The organism is Waterburya agarophytonicola KI4, from assembly GCF_020640915.1.
Lineage (GTDB): Bacteria > Cyanobacteriota > Cyanobacteriia > Cyanobacteriales > Xenococcaceae > Waterburya > Waterburya agarophytonicola.
This window is the reverse complement of sequence record NZ_JADWDC010000010.1, coordinates 25,894-39,450: the sequence shown is the minus strand read 5'-3', so window position 1 is coordinate 39,450 and position 13,557 is coordinate 25,894. Positions and strand designations below refer to the sequence as shown.

Here is a 13,557-nt window from a genome sequence, read left to right as displayed (position 1 = left end):
GGGAAAATATAGCTAATAATCTTGCGGAATATGAATAATGTTGCTCAATCTTATGCAATTTTGGAAATTTCTCCTACTGCATCTCCCGAATTAACCAAGCAAGCCTATCGTAAGCTGGCTAAAATTTGGCATCCCGATCGCTATGTTAACGATCCAATCCTCAAAGCTAAAGCTGAAGCAAAAATCAAAACGATTAATCTAGCCTATGCAGCTATTAAAGCCGATCTAGCCAAAAAAGATAGCAATGCTGTCAAGTTAAATACTGTTACTAATTCTGCTCCCCATACATCTCAGACAAGAGTTGAGAATACACAACAGACTCCTGAGTTTTATTACCAGCAGGGTATGAGTTACTTAAATTCAGAAGATTATGATGCTGCTTTAGATAGCTTTTCCCGCGTTATTAAACTCGACCTTAATTATATAGAAGCTTATCAATGTCGGGGTTTTATTTTATCGAAACTAGGTTATAACTTACGTGCGGATGCGGAGTTTAAAAAGGCTCACCAAATTAAATTGAAAAATAGGACTACCACTTCATACAATAAAAAATATACACCCGAAGGTTACAGCGATCGAGGTTATACAGTCAAAGCGACAGCTAATAATCAAAGTAGTACCCCCTTAAAGTTTTGGCATACTATCATTGGCTTTGAACGGGCTATCCAATTTTTAGCAGTTAGTTGCGACGGACAAATTGCTAGCGCGAGCAACGATAAAGAAATTAATCTCTGGCAAGTCAATACAGGTAAAAGAATTTCTGTCCTCAAGGGTCATACGGATAATGTTACCTGTTTGGCAATGAGTGTTAGCGGTCGTACTTTGATAAGTGGTAGTAAAGATAAAACGATTCGATTCTGGGACTTGCAAGAAAGAAAAATAATTCGTACCTTTGGGGGATATTTTGACGGACATCTCAGTGAAGTCGTGGCTTTGGCTTTGACTCCAGATAACCAAACTTTGATTAGTTGTGGTGGGGATAATTCTCTGAAGATCTGGGATGTAAATCGAGGGATGGAGATTCAGAATATTTCTGTTTTTGCTGCGGTTACTTGTCTTGCTTTAAGTCCCGATGGTCGTCTATTTTGTACTGGTGGTTTAGAGCCTGAGTTGAGAATTAGAAATGCTAAAACAGGACAGGTAATTCGTTCGATTAATAACAACTCAGGAATCTTATCTTTGGCATTTAGTCCTGATGGTAATTTGTTAGCGACGGGAGGCTTTAACCGCCATATTAAACTGTGGGATTTAACTACGGGTCAAGAGATTTATACTCTTATGGGACATACAGACCGAGTATCTCAAGTTATTTTTAGTCAAGATGGTAAAACTTTGATCAGCAGTAGTTGGGATAAAACGATCAAACTCTGGAAATTGTCTACAGGGGAAGAAATTACTAGTGTAGAAGCACACGCTGCCAAGATTAATAGTATGGCACTCGCTCCCAACAATCAAACGATTGCTAGCGGTAGTGCAGACAACACGATTAAACTGTGGCAATGCAATTTATGAAATGTCTATAGCAAGTTAAATATAAGTTAGATATAAATACTCTTGAATAAAGCTCAGAGTAAAAGCTATACCAGATATAAGCTTATTAAATTAATAAGATAAAACTAATGAAATATATTAACCTGCAACAAAGATTGCGAATTTATCAAGTAGCAGGATTATCTCAAGTTAAATTGAATTCTCCTCAGTCTATTTTAGAGGCAGAGTATCAACGCTGCTTAAATTTGGGATTATCCCAATCTGAGTTAGAACAATTAGTAGTTATTAATAAAGGAGAAGATTTGTCTCTCATTTCACCTTTGGAAATATATAGTTGTCCTGAAAAATTTCTTTTAAAAGTTGTTAAAGCCAAAGCATACGATTTGGGAGAAGTTGAAAATCTTTTGGAGCTTAAATTAGCTTTCCCTATTTTTAAAAATCAACAATATGATTTTAGAACAAAAGTATCTTGGTCAAAATGTGTTTATTTTATTGACAACTTAACTAAAAATTCGCAAGATTTTGAACAATTCAAACAAGATATTGAAGCTTTTATTGTTTCTATTCAAGAAGAAACATATCATCAGTTAACTGGAGAAATTGCCTTAGAAGAAGCTTATGACGATCTATCTAGTTATATTAGTTGGTGGAAAGGAGCGCAGTGGGAATATACTCTATCTACTCAACCTTCAACCTTAGATTTATTGAAAAGAGCTTGGTTAGAACAGTATTTAGCCCAACACGATTTAAGCGAATTACTTATGTATAGCCCAATGGATTAAATTTATTTGGATATAACTGAATTAAATTATTAAACTATAAAAAATATTATGATAACAACTCAACCTACTAGACCCAAAGGTAGTCTACAACTAATTATTCAAACTTGGAAGGATCAAATTATTTGTCTTTCACCAAAAGGAGAAGGCTATAATGCCTATTTATTAGATTCTCGCAATAATAACATTATTAATTATATTCATGCCACTTGCGATGAGTTGCGTCATTCTGCTACAAATTATGATTCTCTTTTAATTAAAATCAAGCAAAAATATGATGGTTATCTTAAAGAAGCGGTTTTAAACACAATTAAATACGAAGTCACCAGACGAGCCTTCAGAAAACAACATGAATGGATTCAAGCTAGTTATCAAACTTTAATCGAGCAACAGCAATTAAACGTCGAACAGCAAATAGAACAAATTGGAAAACTCAAGCAGATAATTAGCCAACAACAACAACAAGTAGCTACGATTAAAAGTGAATGTCGGGGACAATTAGCAGCTATGCAAGCGGAAAAATTACTCAAGCAAAAAGAAGCGGAAATTGCCCAAAAAAATCTCGAAATAGCTAGATTAAATCAACAACTAGAGGTAAGCGATCGCGAGATTGGTAATCTTAAATCAGAACTAAATAAAGGGATGAATGAATTGAAGCTTAAATATAAATGGTTAATAACTCAATTTATTCAAGATCGCACAGAAAAACAAAGACTGGATAATAATAGTAAAAGCCTCCAAAGCTGTCAAAATCTCTTTAAAAAAGCACAAAAGAGAATCAATCTCTTACAAGCAGAAAATAATTTTCTTAGACAGGAAAATGTCGATCTTTACAATCAAACCAAAATGCTGAGAGTTATTAGCTGATAAATTATAAATAATAAATGATCAATAATTTTACGGTGGCGGTTTTTTGATTTGCTTGCTAAAACTGACAAAATTGAAGTTGAATCCAATCGATTTTTTGAATATATATATTTTATATTTTACTCGTTTATCTAGTAAGCAAAATGCAGATGAATATTAATACCCAACAATTAACTCTACAAGAAGTTATTCAGGGTTGGAAAGATCGCATTGTCTGTCATCCCCCTCAGGGAGAAGGAAACCAAGCCTATATTATTAATTCCAACTCTGGCGATCGCGAAATATATATTGAAGCTAATTGTGATAGTCTCCGCCACAATGCTACTAATTACGACAGATTATTAATTGCTATTAAGAATAAGCATACAGGAATTTATAAAGAGGCTGTTTTAAACACGATTAAATATGAAGTAACTAGAAGAGCATTTAAAGCCCAACATGAATGGATACATAACAGCTATCAAGGTTTAATCGATCAGGTTAAAACCAACACTTTTGATCACCAAACGATCGCCAAACTCGATAGTTTAAACAAAATCCTACAAGAACGCGATCGCGAACTTAAAAAGCTTAAATCTGAATGTAAAGGCGGTTTGCAGGAATTACAAACCGCTTATAAAAAACTACAGGGCGAATTTGCTAAAGAGCAAAAACGCCGTAGAAAATTAGGCACAAGTAACAGAAGTCTGGGAGCATATAAAGGGCATTTCCATCGAGCGCAAAAGAAAATTGCTACTCTGAAAACTGAAAATAAAAACTTGCAAAAACAAGTTAATTTATTAGAATTTAAAGCGAAAAAAGCTAATTAATTGTAATTTTGCTTTAAAAAGAAATCGTTGATTCGTTATTTGGTATTCGTTATCTTTGTTGAAATTTCGGCAAGGAATTGATAATTAAATTAACAAGTTATTAATTTCATCCCTTTGAGACATAAGATTTGATGTCTTTTGAACCGTACCAAGAATAAAGCACAAAGCTGACATAGCCAGAGCAAGATAAATTCCCAAGCCCAATTGATCGCCTAAAGTTGCATCATGAACTAACAAGTTAATCAAAGTATCGATCAAATCTCTGTTGCTGAGAAATAATATAGAAAAACAAGCTAAAATCAAACTTTGTTTGCTTTTATTATGAAGTTTTTCATTAACTGTATCTAAAGTAATAATTGAATCGTTCTTGGAATCTAGATCTTGAAAAAAACTGAACATAGCTTTCTGTATTAAAAATGTAACTTGCGTAATTTACAGCTATGATAGAAACAATTTCACAGCTTAACTGCGATCGAGATCACTAGAAAATAATTTTTCTTTTTTTTTATCGACGGAAAATCTAATCCCCAAGCTTTTAAAATAAGCTGTGCCGATCGCCATTAAAAAAGCCAAATAAGCAATGATTTGAGCCAAATATAAAGTTTCTCGATAGCCAAACAAAGCCTTGAAAACAATACCAGGAAATTGCTTATCTGGTAATATATTCGAGCCATTCCACACCAGACGACCAAGAATACAAGAATCATGATTAAACAAACATAATTGACTTAAAGTCATTTGGTTTAACATATTCACAGCAGAATCAAAGTGCTTTAATGCACCCATGACCAAACCGCCGACAATCAACAACAAAAATATTCCCATCACTTGAAAAAAGAGACGAATATTAATTTTGACTCCCAAAGCAAATAAGGCGACTCCCATAATGCCAGCCAAAGTCAAACCAGCGATCGCGCCCATAGCAGGAAGAGTCCAATCCTGTTGAAACTTTGCCAAGATAAATAAGACAGTTTCAAAACCTTCTCGCACTACCGCGATAAAAATCAAGACAAAGACAGCCTTTCCTGCATTACGATCGTTCAATGCCAAATTGATCGCCCCTTCCATTTCTCCTTTGAGAGACTTTGCTTGACTTGTCATCCAGAGAAGCATCCAACTCAGCATCGAGATCGCCACTAAACCAAGAATACCTTCTAGTAGTTGTTTGACTGCGGGTGCATAAATTCCCCCAACCGTCTCAACTCCAGTTATAACTCCCCCTAGTAAAAAACCGACAGCAATGCTGGTAATAATTCCCGCAAAAATACCCCAATAAACCCAAAGATATAGCTTGGTTTGGTCTGCTTTTTTGAGACAAGCCATAACTATACCAACAACCAAAGCAGCTTCAAATCCTTCTCGCAAGGTAACAACAAAAGTCGGTAGTGCACTAGTAAAATCCATCATAAAACTTTAGTAAATTGATGCTTTTTTGAAGATAGCTAAAAATTTGTTTACCCGATCGACATCATAATATATCAGTAAATATACTATAAGTAATTAAAACAATAAAATATCAGGCTTGTTTGAACTTAAGTTGAAAATACATAGAAAGAATAATAATTAATTCAGAATTCAATCTGTTTACCATCTTTTTTATTATCAAAAACTCTAAAAAATGATATAAATACTGTTTTCAAAAAGACAAAAATATAATTACATTAGTAGTTGATTCAAATTAGATATATCAATTAACTATTATGGTTCAACCATCTGCATACGAGCAGTATATGCTCGAAATGATTAATCGCGCTCGTCTCAATCCTACAGCAGAAGGAAATTCATTTGGAATTACAGATCTAAATCAAGGATTAACGCCAGGTACAATCTCCACCGATCCCAAACAACCTTTGGCATTTAATTTATTATTGATTGATTCTTCTAGATCCCATAGTCAATGGATGCTAGATACAGATACTTTCTCCCATACTGGCATAGATGGAACTAGTGCTCACCAGCGGATGGAAAATGCAGGTTACTCTTTCACTGGTAGCTGGAGATCTGGAGAAAATATTGGCTACAAAGGAACGACTGGAACTGTCAACCTCAATGTCTATACAGAAGATATCCATAAAAATTTGTTTAAAAGTGCGGGACACCGTAAAAATCTTCTAAAATCTGATTTTCGCGAAATTGGCATAGCCACGACAGAAGGAATATTTACGAGCGAAGTACCCAATCCCAATTATGACCCCGAAACTGCACCTAATGAACCAGAATTTATAGATGTAGACTTTAACTCCTTAATGGTGACGCAAAACTTTGCTAAATCTGGCTCAAATGTATTCCTGACAGGAGTAGCTTATGACGATTTAATCCTTGAAGATGACTTTTATACCGTGGGAGAAGGTTTAGGGGGAATAGACATTACCGCAGTTAATACTTCAAATGGCACTACCTACACTACTACTACTATGACAGCAGGAGGCTATCAGATAGCATTACCATCGGGTACTTATAATGTGAGCTTTTTTGATAGCGGTCAAATAATCGGAGACACTAGCGAAATTACTATTGGCTCGGAAAATATCAAATTAGATCTTAATACCGACAATCTCAATCCTGGTGATGACAGTCTTGTAGGAGGAAATAATAATGATAGTCTCTACGGTGGAGACGGTCGAGATACCCTAAGAGGTAATAACGGAGATGATACCCTCAAGGGTGGCAATGGCGATGATATTCTTGATGGTAAAAATGGTAACGATAATCTTAATGGTGGTGCGGGAATAGATACGATTGAAGAATATACCTACAATAACTTTGTCTTGACTGACACGCAGTTAATTGGTCGAGGTACTGATACCCTCAGCCAAATTGAATTAGCCAAACTTACTGGAAACTATACCAATAACTTAATCGATGCTAGTGTTGTTACTCAACTAAATGTCACTCTCAGTGGTGGTAGTGGTCACGATACCTTGCTTGGTGGAGATTTAAGCGATCGCTTGATTGGTTACAATCATAACGATAGTTTAGAGGGTGGAGGTGGTAATGATACCCTCTATGGAGGTAATGGTAATGATACCTTGCTTGGTGGCAATGGCGATGATTTGCTTAAAGGCGATAATGGGGATGATATCTTCGATGGTGGTGCAGGAATCGACCTGATTACAGATTTTACTTATAGTAATTTCACCCTAACCGATACTCAACTGATTGGTAGGGGTACTGATACCTTCAGTCAAATTGAATCTGCTAGATTATATGGTAACTATACTGGCAATCTAATTGACGCTGGTGATGTAACTCAACTGAAGGTGACTCTTAGTGGTGGTAGCGGTAATGACACCTTGATTGGGGGAGATTTAAACGATCGCTTGATTGGTTACAATGACAATGATCGTTTAGAAGGAGGAAGTGGTGATGATTTACTAAGTGGAGGAAATGGCGATGATATTCTCTTGGGAAATGCGGGCAATGATACTTTGAACGGGGGAGGTGGTAACGATATTTTTGCCCTAGAATCGGGTCAAGGTATGGTAACTATTAAATATTTTAGCGATAACATCGATATGTTAGGTCTAACAGGATCTCTAAATTTCAGTGATTTGAGTATTGTCAATAACTCTGCTGGAACGGCAACTATAATTTACGACTTGAGTAATAGTAATGCTGTGTTGGCTAGTATTTCTAATGTTGATGCAGCCGACATCACACAAGCCGACTTTACTACCGTATAATTTGATGCTTTAGATTCAATTGAATATTCGCGAACTAGGATTTGAGTTTTCGATAGAAATTTCATTTCTAGGTTCGTCTCCCTAGATATAATAAAAGCATCGTCAATATTAAAATTATCTAAGCTGTAATTGAGTATGGTTACTTGGTCTATTTTCCCTTGGTTGAATACATTAGTTGTAATTACTGCTTTTAGTTCATTGGGATTACAGACCTTGCCAACTCAGGCACAAAGCAAAATTTACGATCCACCTTCGATCACTTCGGAAGAAACCATTTCTGATATCTTGACCGAAAATGATATTCCTACGGGAGAGGGAGGTTTTGCACGAGATTATCACGTACAGCTAGACAAAGGAGATCAAGTAGCGATTGACCTAACTTCGGATAACTTTGATTCAATGGTAATGTTAATCGCTGCTGATGGATCGAAGGTGGCAGAAAATGATGATGGTCCAGACGGGACGACCAACTCCTTACTTTTTTCTCGTATTACCGAGGCAGGAAAATATATTGTGCGAGTCCGCGCCTTTGGTGATACCAGCGGAGGAAAGTTCACCCTCAAGTTAACCAAACTCAAACCTTCTGCCAATTCTAAAAATCAATAATTAATCAAAATAGTTAAAGAATTTTTACTAACTGCACAAATATTAGATCGCTATAGCAAAATCGACGTTACAAATAACTGTAAACAGATATACCGTTAAGAGTAACTATGTCCGAAGCAACTATAGAATCGATTTTACAAGAAAAAAGAGTATTTAATCCCCCTACAGAATTTACTGAAAAAGCTTCCATCAAAAGCATGGAAGAGTATAACAAACTCTATGCTTTAGCAAAGCAAGATCCCACTGGATTTTGGGCAAAATTAGCTGAAAAAGAACTACATTGGTTTAAAAGATGGGGCAAAACTTTAGATTGGCAGCCACCTTTTGCGAAATGGTTTGTGAATGGCAAAATTAATATTTCCTATAATTGTCTCGATCGCCATCTAACTGGCCACCGCAAAGACAAACCCGCATTAATTTGGGAAGGTGAACCAGGAGACTCAAGAACTCTGACTTACACTCAGTTGCATCAAGAAGTCTGCCAGATGGCAAATGTAATTAAAGCTATGGGTGTCAAAAAAGGCGATCGCGTGGGTATCTATATGCCGATGATTCCCGAGACTGCGATCGCCATGTTAGCCTGTGCCAGAATTGGTGCTGCCCATAGCGTGGTATTTGGTGGTTTTAGTTCGGAAGCTTTAAAAGCTCGTCTGCAAGATGCAGAAGCTAAATTAGTGATTACTGCTGATGGAGGTTGGCGCAAAGATAAAATTGTTCCTCTCAAAGATGCGGTAGATAATGCGATCGCAACTGATGTCCCTAGCGTTAAAAATGTTTTGGTAGTGCAGCGTACCAAACAAGATATTGAGATGAAGGAAGGACGAGATCATTGGTGGCACGAACTTAAAGAAAATGCTAGTACAGATTGTCCTCCCGAACACATGGATAGCGAAGATCTACTATTTGTTCTCTATACAAGTGGCACTACAGGACAACCTAAGGGAGTAGTTCACACTACGGGGGGTTATAACCTTTACACCCACATGACCTTTAAATGGACATTTGATATAAAAGATGATGATGTTTATTGGTGTACTGCTGATGTGGGCTGGATTACAGGACATAGTTATATTGTTTATGGGCCTCTTTCTAATGGTGCAACGACAGTAATGTATGAAGGCGCGCCTCGTCCTTCTAACCCTGGTTGTTTTTGGGATGTAGTAGAGAAATATGGCGTAACTATTTTTTATACTGCCCCCACTGCTATTCGCGCATTTATTAAAATGGGTGACGAACATCCCAACAAACGAGACCTCTCTTCCTTACGTATTTTGGGTACGGTGGGTGAACCAATTAACCCCGAAGCGTGGATCTGGTATCACAAAGTAATTGGCAACGAAAAATGTCCCATTGTCGATACCTGGTGGCAAACAGAAACAGGAGGTTTTATGCTTACTCCCTTGCCAGGAGCGACTCCTACCAAACCAGGATCGGCGACTCTTCCTTTCCCTGGAATTATTGCCGATGTAGTAGATTTAGAGGGTAATTCTGTAGGGGAAAATGAAGGAGGTTATTTAGTTATTAAGCATCCTTGGCCTAGTATGATGCGTACCGTTTATAAAAATGACGATCGCTTTCGCAGTACCTATTGGGAACATATTGCCCCCAAAGACGGCAAATATCTCTATTTTGCAGGGGATGGGGCGCGGAAAGATGAAGATGGCTATTTCTGGGTCATGGGTCGTGTAGACGACGTGATGAACATCTCAGGGCATCGTTTGGGGACAATGGAAGTAGAATCGGCATTAGTATCTCATCCTGCGGTAGCCGAAGCTGCGGTGGTATCTCGCCCTGACGAGTTAAAAGGTGAAGATGTCTACGCTTTCGTTACTTTGGAAGATTCGTATAGTGAAAGTGACGAATTGAAACAACAACTAAAACAGCACGTCGTTAAAGAAATTGGCGCGATCGCTCGTCCTGGAGAAATTCGCTTTGCCGATGCCCTACCCAAAACTCGTTCTGGCAAGATTATTCGCCGTTTCTTGCGTAATTTGGCGGCAGGGGAGGAATTAGTAGGAGATATCTCAACTATGGAAGATCTGAGTGTTTTGGATAAGCTAAGACAAGGGTAATGGGTAGTAGGGGAGAACGGCTGTTAGCCCCTAGATAAGTAATGAGTAGATTGACTTGATTATTTGTAGGATGGGCAGAGCAAAAGTGCAAAACCCATCCGTTGTTTCGATCTAGGGGAAAATTAAATTAAAGATAAAGTACCATTTCCCGAGGTAACTGTACCAATTTGAGATGCGCTAAGATCTTTATTTTTAAACCATTCCAAAGCAGCATCAGCCTGAGAAGAGGGAATAATAATTACAAATCCAATTCCCATATTAAAAGTATTAAACATCGCCTCGGGTTCGACTTTGCCAGCTTCTGCCAACCATTGAAAGATTGGCGGAATTGTCCAACTATTTAGCTTTACCTCAATGGATTGATTTTCCTTCAAACAACGGGGCAGATTTTCTGGCAAACCACCCCCTGTGATATGTGCCATGCTATGAACTTCAATCTCACTAGCCAGAAATTCTAAAATTGGTTTGACGTAAATCTGCGTTGGGGTAATTAATTCTGCACCCAGACTATTACCATTTAAAATATTGGGAGTGTCCGACCAAGAATAATTGCCTGTTTCAATAATCTTCCGCACTAAACTAAAACCGTTGCTATGCACTCCCGCACTCTTTAACCCAATGGCTATATCTCCTACTTCTACTTTTGAGCCATCCATTAACTGACTTTTTTCTACCACCCCCACAGAAAAACCAGCCAAGTCATATTCCCCTAGCTGATAAAAACCAGGCATTTCGGCAGTTTCTCCTCCTAATAAAGCACAACCACTCAAACGACATCCTTCGGCAATTCCTTTGACTACCTCCGCTAATTGTTGAGGGTTAAGTTTTCCTGTGGCTAAATAGTCTAAAAAGAATAATGGTTCTGCACCAGAAGTCAAAATATCATTAACGCACATTGCTACTAAGTCGATGCCTACTGTATCGTGGCGGTTTAATTCTTGAGCAATTTTTAGCTTAGTACCAACTCCATCCGTCCCAGAGACTAGCACAGGCTGGTTGTAACCCGAAGGCATTTCAAAATAACCGCCAAAACCTCCTAGTCCTCCTAAAACTTCCGATCGCCTAGTGCTTTCGACATCTTTGCGGATTTGAGTAACAAAAGAGCGTCCTGCTTCAACATCAACACCAGCGTCTTTATAGTCCATAAGTAATATTGTGCAAATAAAAATAACTACTAAATTGAATGTGAGTAATATTCTTGAAAAAGTATGGTTGCGATCGCTTTGACAAACCCCTAGAACCCATCTTTTTTCAATTAGGTCAAATCGGATGCCCTACTCGATTTCACTACTATTTCAGCACTATAATTATCTCATCATTTAACCCGCGATCGCCCTAGTTCTTATTTGAGCTTAATTAAGCGGCAATCTCTTAGTTATTTGGTTATTTTACTGATTGTTTGGACATCCATAACTCCTATTACCTGATATTTTACTTTTTATTTATTAAAACTTAAAGTTGAATTTGGGTATTTGTACAATTCTCTAATTACTTTTCTTGACCTTAAGATTAGTGTTAATAAAAATAAAGTATATTTGACAACCCTTTTAATTCAAGATACCAAGATGCAAAATATTTTTTTAAAAAACAGCAACTTTTTAATATTTTCCGCTTTATTAAGTGTTTTAAATTTAACTTTACTAACAAGCTGGGCTCAAGCAAAACCGACCAAAAAAGTTCTTAAAGTAAACCAAAAAATTTCTGCTTTAAAATTACGCGATCGTCAATCTTTAGATCTACATTTAACGCTGTCTCGCAGTATTACACCAACAACCGATTCAGCAATATTCGAGCAGCAAAATGTGTTTAAACCATCAGAAAGCGATAGCATCATTCCCTCGGCAGATCGACCTTTGATTGCTAGGAATTTTGGCGGTCAGGCATCTTGGTATGGTCCTGGATTTCATGGTCGTCGTACCGCAAGTGGCGCAACATACAATCAAAATGCAATGACGGCTGCTCATCGTAAGTTAAGATTTGGTACAAAAGTAAGAGTTACTAATCTCAATAACGGTCGTTCTGTAGTAGTCAAAATAAACGATCGAGGTCCTTATGCTAAAGATAGGGTACTTGATGTTTCCGCTGCTGCTGCTCGTTCTTTGGGAATGATAGAATCTGGAGTTGCCCCAGTTCAAGTAACTATTTTAGGCAGATAAAATTGACTGGATAATTATCAATTTTGCGATCGTAAAAATCTACAAAATCTACGATCGCACCGATTATAAAAAATATTTGATAGCTTAAGTTAATCAAGTTAATTAGATATTTTTATAACATTATGGAATCAAAGTTTATATTTTCTAGAAACTGTGGACTAGCTATTTTACCTATTTTTGTAGCTAGTTTTATTTTAATATTTGAATCACAATCTGTTCGAGCAAATGAATGTCCCCACACCAATTTTATGGTTATTGATGGGCAATGTATCAATCTAGATCCACAAATGACAACCAAGAAAAAAACTCAAATAACAAATCCTCTATCTGAGTTAAACGAACTAACAGGTTCTAGTATTGCTACCTATGGTTCGCTCTTGTCTTTAGTGGGTGCTAGTGCAGCAGGATATAAATTTTTAGTGAGAAAATAAAATATCAAGCTAGTACCAAGGAATCCTAAAGACGATCGCGATCGCTGTTTAAAAAAGGCAAATAGCTAATTGAATGTTGCTCAAAAGAAACAGAACAGGATTTAGGGTTGTAGACTTCAGTTGATTTTCCCTCACAAGTTCCTCAAATTGTTTTTTTAAATTTTACGGAGAACATAGGTTTTAAAGACTATTTTTTCTGTTTTGGAGTATCTAAATCTTAAATAAAGAATGATGAAGAATAATCGAGAATATATCTACTCTTTTCCCAATACAAGCTGTACGTTACGAATTGTCAATTATTTACGCAGTAAACATCAATCATATTTAGATTCAGTAGTCGTGATTAATCTAATTGATCGCTGGTTGGTGAAGTTGAGTCTCAAAAGTTCAATACCTCATAGGTTAGAGCAAAATTTACAGGCTGTTCTTAATGAAATGGGAGCTATTTCTCAACCTCCTAAGAAAATTCTAGAAGCCCTAAGTAGTTTGGAACGGGGTAAATCCCCGACAGAGGTGATGAATCGCTATCAAGTGGTTATCGTTATTCATGGAAAACCTGAAACTGAAGAAATTGAAATTTTTCGCGATCGCATTGTTGAAAAATTGGGATACTGCCCGCAAAATATGGCTTAAAAAAAGTTAGACTGAGATCTTGCACCCAAT

At 37.0% G+C, this 13,557-nt stretch carries 12 protein-coding genes and 1 pseudogene; 10 read left to right on the top strand and 3 right to left on the bottom strand.

The window, feature by feature from the left end:
• The first annotated feature begins 30 nt into the window (after nt 1-30).
• The 4 genes from I4641_RS06080 to I4641_RS06065 all read left to right on the top strand — a co-directional run bounded on the left by I4641_RS06080 (nt 31) and on the right by I4641_RS06065 (nt 3,946).
• A complete protein-coding gene (locus I4641_RS06080; RefSeq protein WP_229639583.1) occupies nt 31-1,512 on the top strand; it encodes a DnaJ domain-containing protein in 1,482 nt (493 codons plus the stop codon).
• 107 nt (nt 1,513-1,619) lie between these two features.
• On the top strand, nt 1,620-2,273 hold the full coding sequence (locus tag I4641_RS06075) for a hypothetical protein (RefSeq protein ID WP_229639582.1): 654 nt from the start codon (nt 1,620-1,622) through the stop codon (nt 2,271-2,273).
• A 48-nt stretch (nt 2,274-2,321) separates the two neighbouring features.
• The gene (locus I4641_RS06070) at nt 2,322-3,137 is read left to right on the top strand and encodes a hypothetical protein (RefSeq protein WP_229639581.1); all 816 of its coding nucleotides are present in this window, start codon (nt 2,322-2,324) and stop codon (nt 3,135-3,137) included.
• Nucleotides 3,138-3,286: 149 nt separating this feature from the next.
• Nucleotides 3,287-3,946, top strand: a complete 660-nt coding sequence (locus I4641_RS06065; protein ID WP_229639580.1) for a CCDC113/CCDC96 family coiled-coil domain-containing protein — start codon at nt 3,287-3,289, stop codon at nt 3,944-3,946.
• A gap of 84 nt (nt 3,947-4,030) precedes the next feature.
• Here the strand turns inward: I4641_RS06065 and I4641_RS06060 are convergent, their stop codons facing one another.
• Nucleotides 4,031-4,345, bottom strand: coding sequence for a hypothetical protein (locus I4641_RS06060; protein ID WP_229639579.1), 315 nt, complete (start codon nt 4,343-4,345; stop codon nt 4,031-4,033).
• A gap of 63 nt (nt 4,346-4,408) precedes the next feature.
• Complete coding sequence (locus tag I4641_RS06055; RefSeq protein WP_229639578.1) at nt 4,409-5,350, bottom strand: FTR1 family iron permease; 942 nt, start codon at nt 5,348-5,350, stop codon at nt 4,409-4,411.
• Nucleotides 5,351-5,646: 296 nt separating this feature from the next.
• On the opposite strand from I4641_RS06055, the gene I4641_RS06050 reads away from it, so the two are divergent.
• The 3 genes from I4641_RS06050 to acs all read left to right on the top strand — a co-directional run bounded on the left by I4641_RS06050 (nt 5,647) and on the right by acs (nt 10,307).
• A complete protein-coding gene (locus I4641_RS06050; RefSeq protein WP_229639577.1) occupies nt 5,647-7,629 on the top strand; it encodes a CAP domain-containing protein in 1,983 nt (660 codons plus the stop codon).
• A gap of 135 nt (nt 7,630-7,764) precedes the next feature.
• Nucleotides 7,765-8,235: a PPC domain-containing protein gene (locus I4641_RS06045; protein ID WP_229639576.1), complete on the top strand. Its 471-nt coding sequence runs from the start codon at nt 7,765-7,767 to the stop codon at nt 8,233-8,235.
• A gap of 107 nt (nt 8,236-8,342) precedes the next feature.
• On the top strand, nt 8,343-10,307 hold the full coding sequence (gene acs, locus I4641_RS06040; RefSeq protein ID WP_229639575.1) for an acetate--CoA ligase: 1,965 nt from the start codon (nt 8,343-8,345) through the stop codon (nt 10,305-10,307).
• 122 nt (nt 10,308-10,429) lie between these two features.
• On the opposite strand, the gene purM is transcribed toward acs, so the two are convergent.
• The gene (purM, locus tag I4641_RS06035) at nt 10,430-11,452 is read right to left on the bottom strand and encodes a phosphoribosylformylglycinamidine cyclo-ligase (protein WP_229639574.1); all 1,023 of its coding nucleotides are present in this window, start codon (nt 11,450-11,452) and stop codon (nt 10,430-10,432) included.
• A 729-nt stretch (nt 11,453-12,181) separates the two neighbouring features.
• Here purM and I4641_RS24120 point away from each other — a divergent pair.
• From I4641_RS24120 to I4641_RS06020, 3 genes and pseudogenes are all read left to right on the top strand, one after another.
• Nucleotides 12,182-12,463, top strand: a pseudogene (locus I4641_RS24120) (septal ring lytic transglycosylase RlpA family protein); the annotation flags it as partial.
• Nucleotides 12,464-12,585: 122 nt separating this feature from the next.
• On the top strand, nt 12,586-12,894 hold the full coding sequence (locus I4641_RS06025) for a hypothetical protein (RefSeq protein ID WP_229639572.1): 309 nt from the start codon (nt 12,586-12,588) through the stop codon (nt 12,892-12,894).
• A gap of 228 nt (nt 12,895-13,122) precedes the next feature.
• Entirely contained in the window at nt 13,123-13,527 is a 405-nt protein-coding gene (locus I4641_RS06020; RefSeq protein ID WP_229639571.1) for a hypothetical protein, read from the top strand.
• Nucleotides 13,528-13,557: the final 30 nt, after the last annotated feature.

What these genes read in the sequence shown, in the direction of transcription:
- I4641_RS06080 (WP_229639583.1), top strand. Translation starts at nt 31, where the DNA reads ATGAATAATGTTGCTCAATCTTATGCAATTTTGGAAATTTCTCCTACT.
- I4641_RS06075 (WP_229639582.1), top strand. Translation starts at nt 1,620, where the DNA reads ATGAAATATATTAACCTGCAACAAAGATTGCGAATTTATCAAGTAGCA.
- I4641_RS06070 (WP_229639581.1), top strand. Translation starts at nt 2,322, where the DNA reads ATGATAACAACTCAACCTACTAGACCCAAAGGTAGTCTACAACTAATT.
- I4641_RS06065 (WP_229639580.1), top strand. Translation starts at nt 3,287, where the DNA reads ATGAATATTAATACCCAACAATTAACTCTACAAGAAGTTATTCAGGGT.
- I4641_RS06060 (WP_229639579.1), bottom strand. Translation starts at nt 4,345, where the DNA reads ATGTTCAGTTTTTTTCAAGATCTAGATTCCAAGAACGATTCAATTATT.
- I4641_RS06055 (WP_229639578.1), bottom strand. Translation starts at nt 5,350, where the DNA reads ATGGATTTTACTAGTGCACTACCGACTTTTGTTGTTACCTTGCGAGAA.
- I4641_RS06050 (WP_229639577.1), top strand. Translation starts at nt 5,647, where the DNA reads ATGGTTCAACCATCTGCATACGAGCAGTATATGCTCGAAATGATTAAT.
- I4641_RS06045 (WP_229639576.1), top strand. Translation starts at nt 7,765, where the DNA reads ATGGTTACTTGGTCTATTTTCCCTTGGTTGAATACATTAGTTGTAATT.
- acs (WP_229639575.1), top strand. Translation starts at nt 8,343, where the DNA reads ATGTCCGAAGCAACTATAGAATCGATTTTACAAGAAAAAAGAGTATTT.
- purM (WP_229639574.1), bottom strand. Translation starts at nt 11,452, where the DNA reads ATGGACTATAAAGACGCTGGTGTTGATGTTGAAGCAGGACGCTCTTTT.
- I4641_RS06025 (WP_229639572.1), top strand. Translation starts at nt 12,586, where the DNA reads ATGGAATCAAAGTTTATATTTTCTAGAAACTGTGGACTAGCTATTTTA.
- I4641_RS06020 (WP_229639571.1), top strand. Translation starts at nt 13,123, where the DNA reads ATGATGAAGAATAATCGAGAATATATCTACTCTTTTCCCAATACAAGC.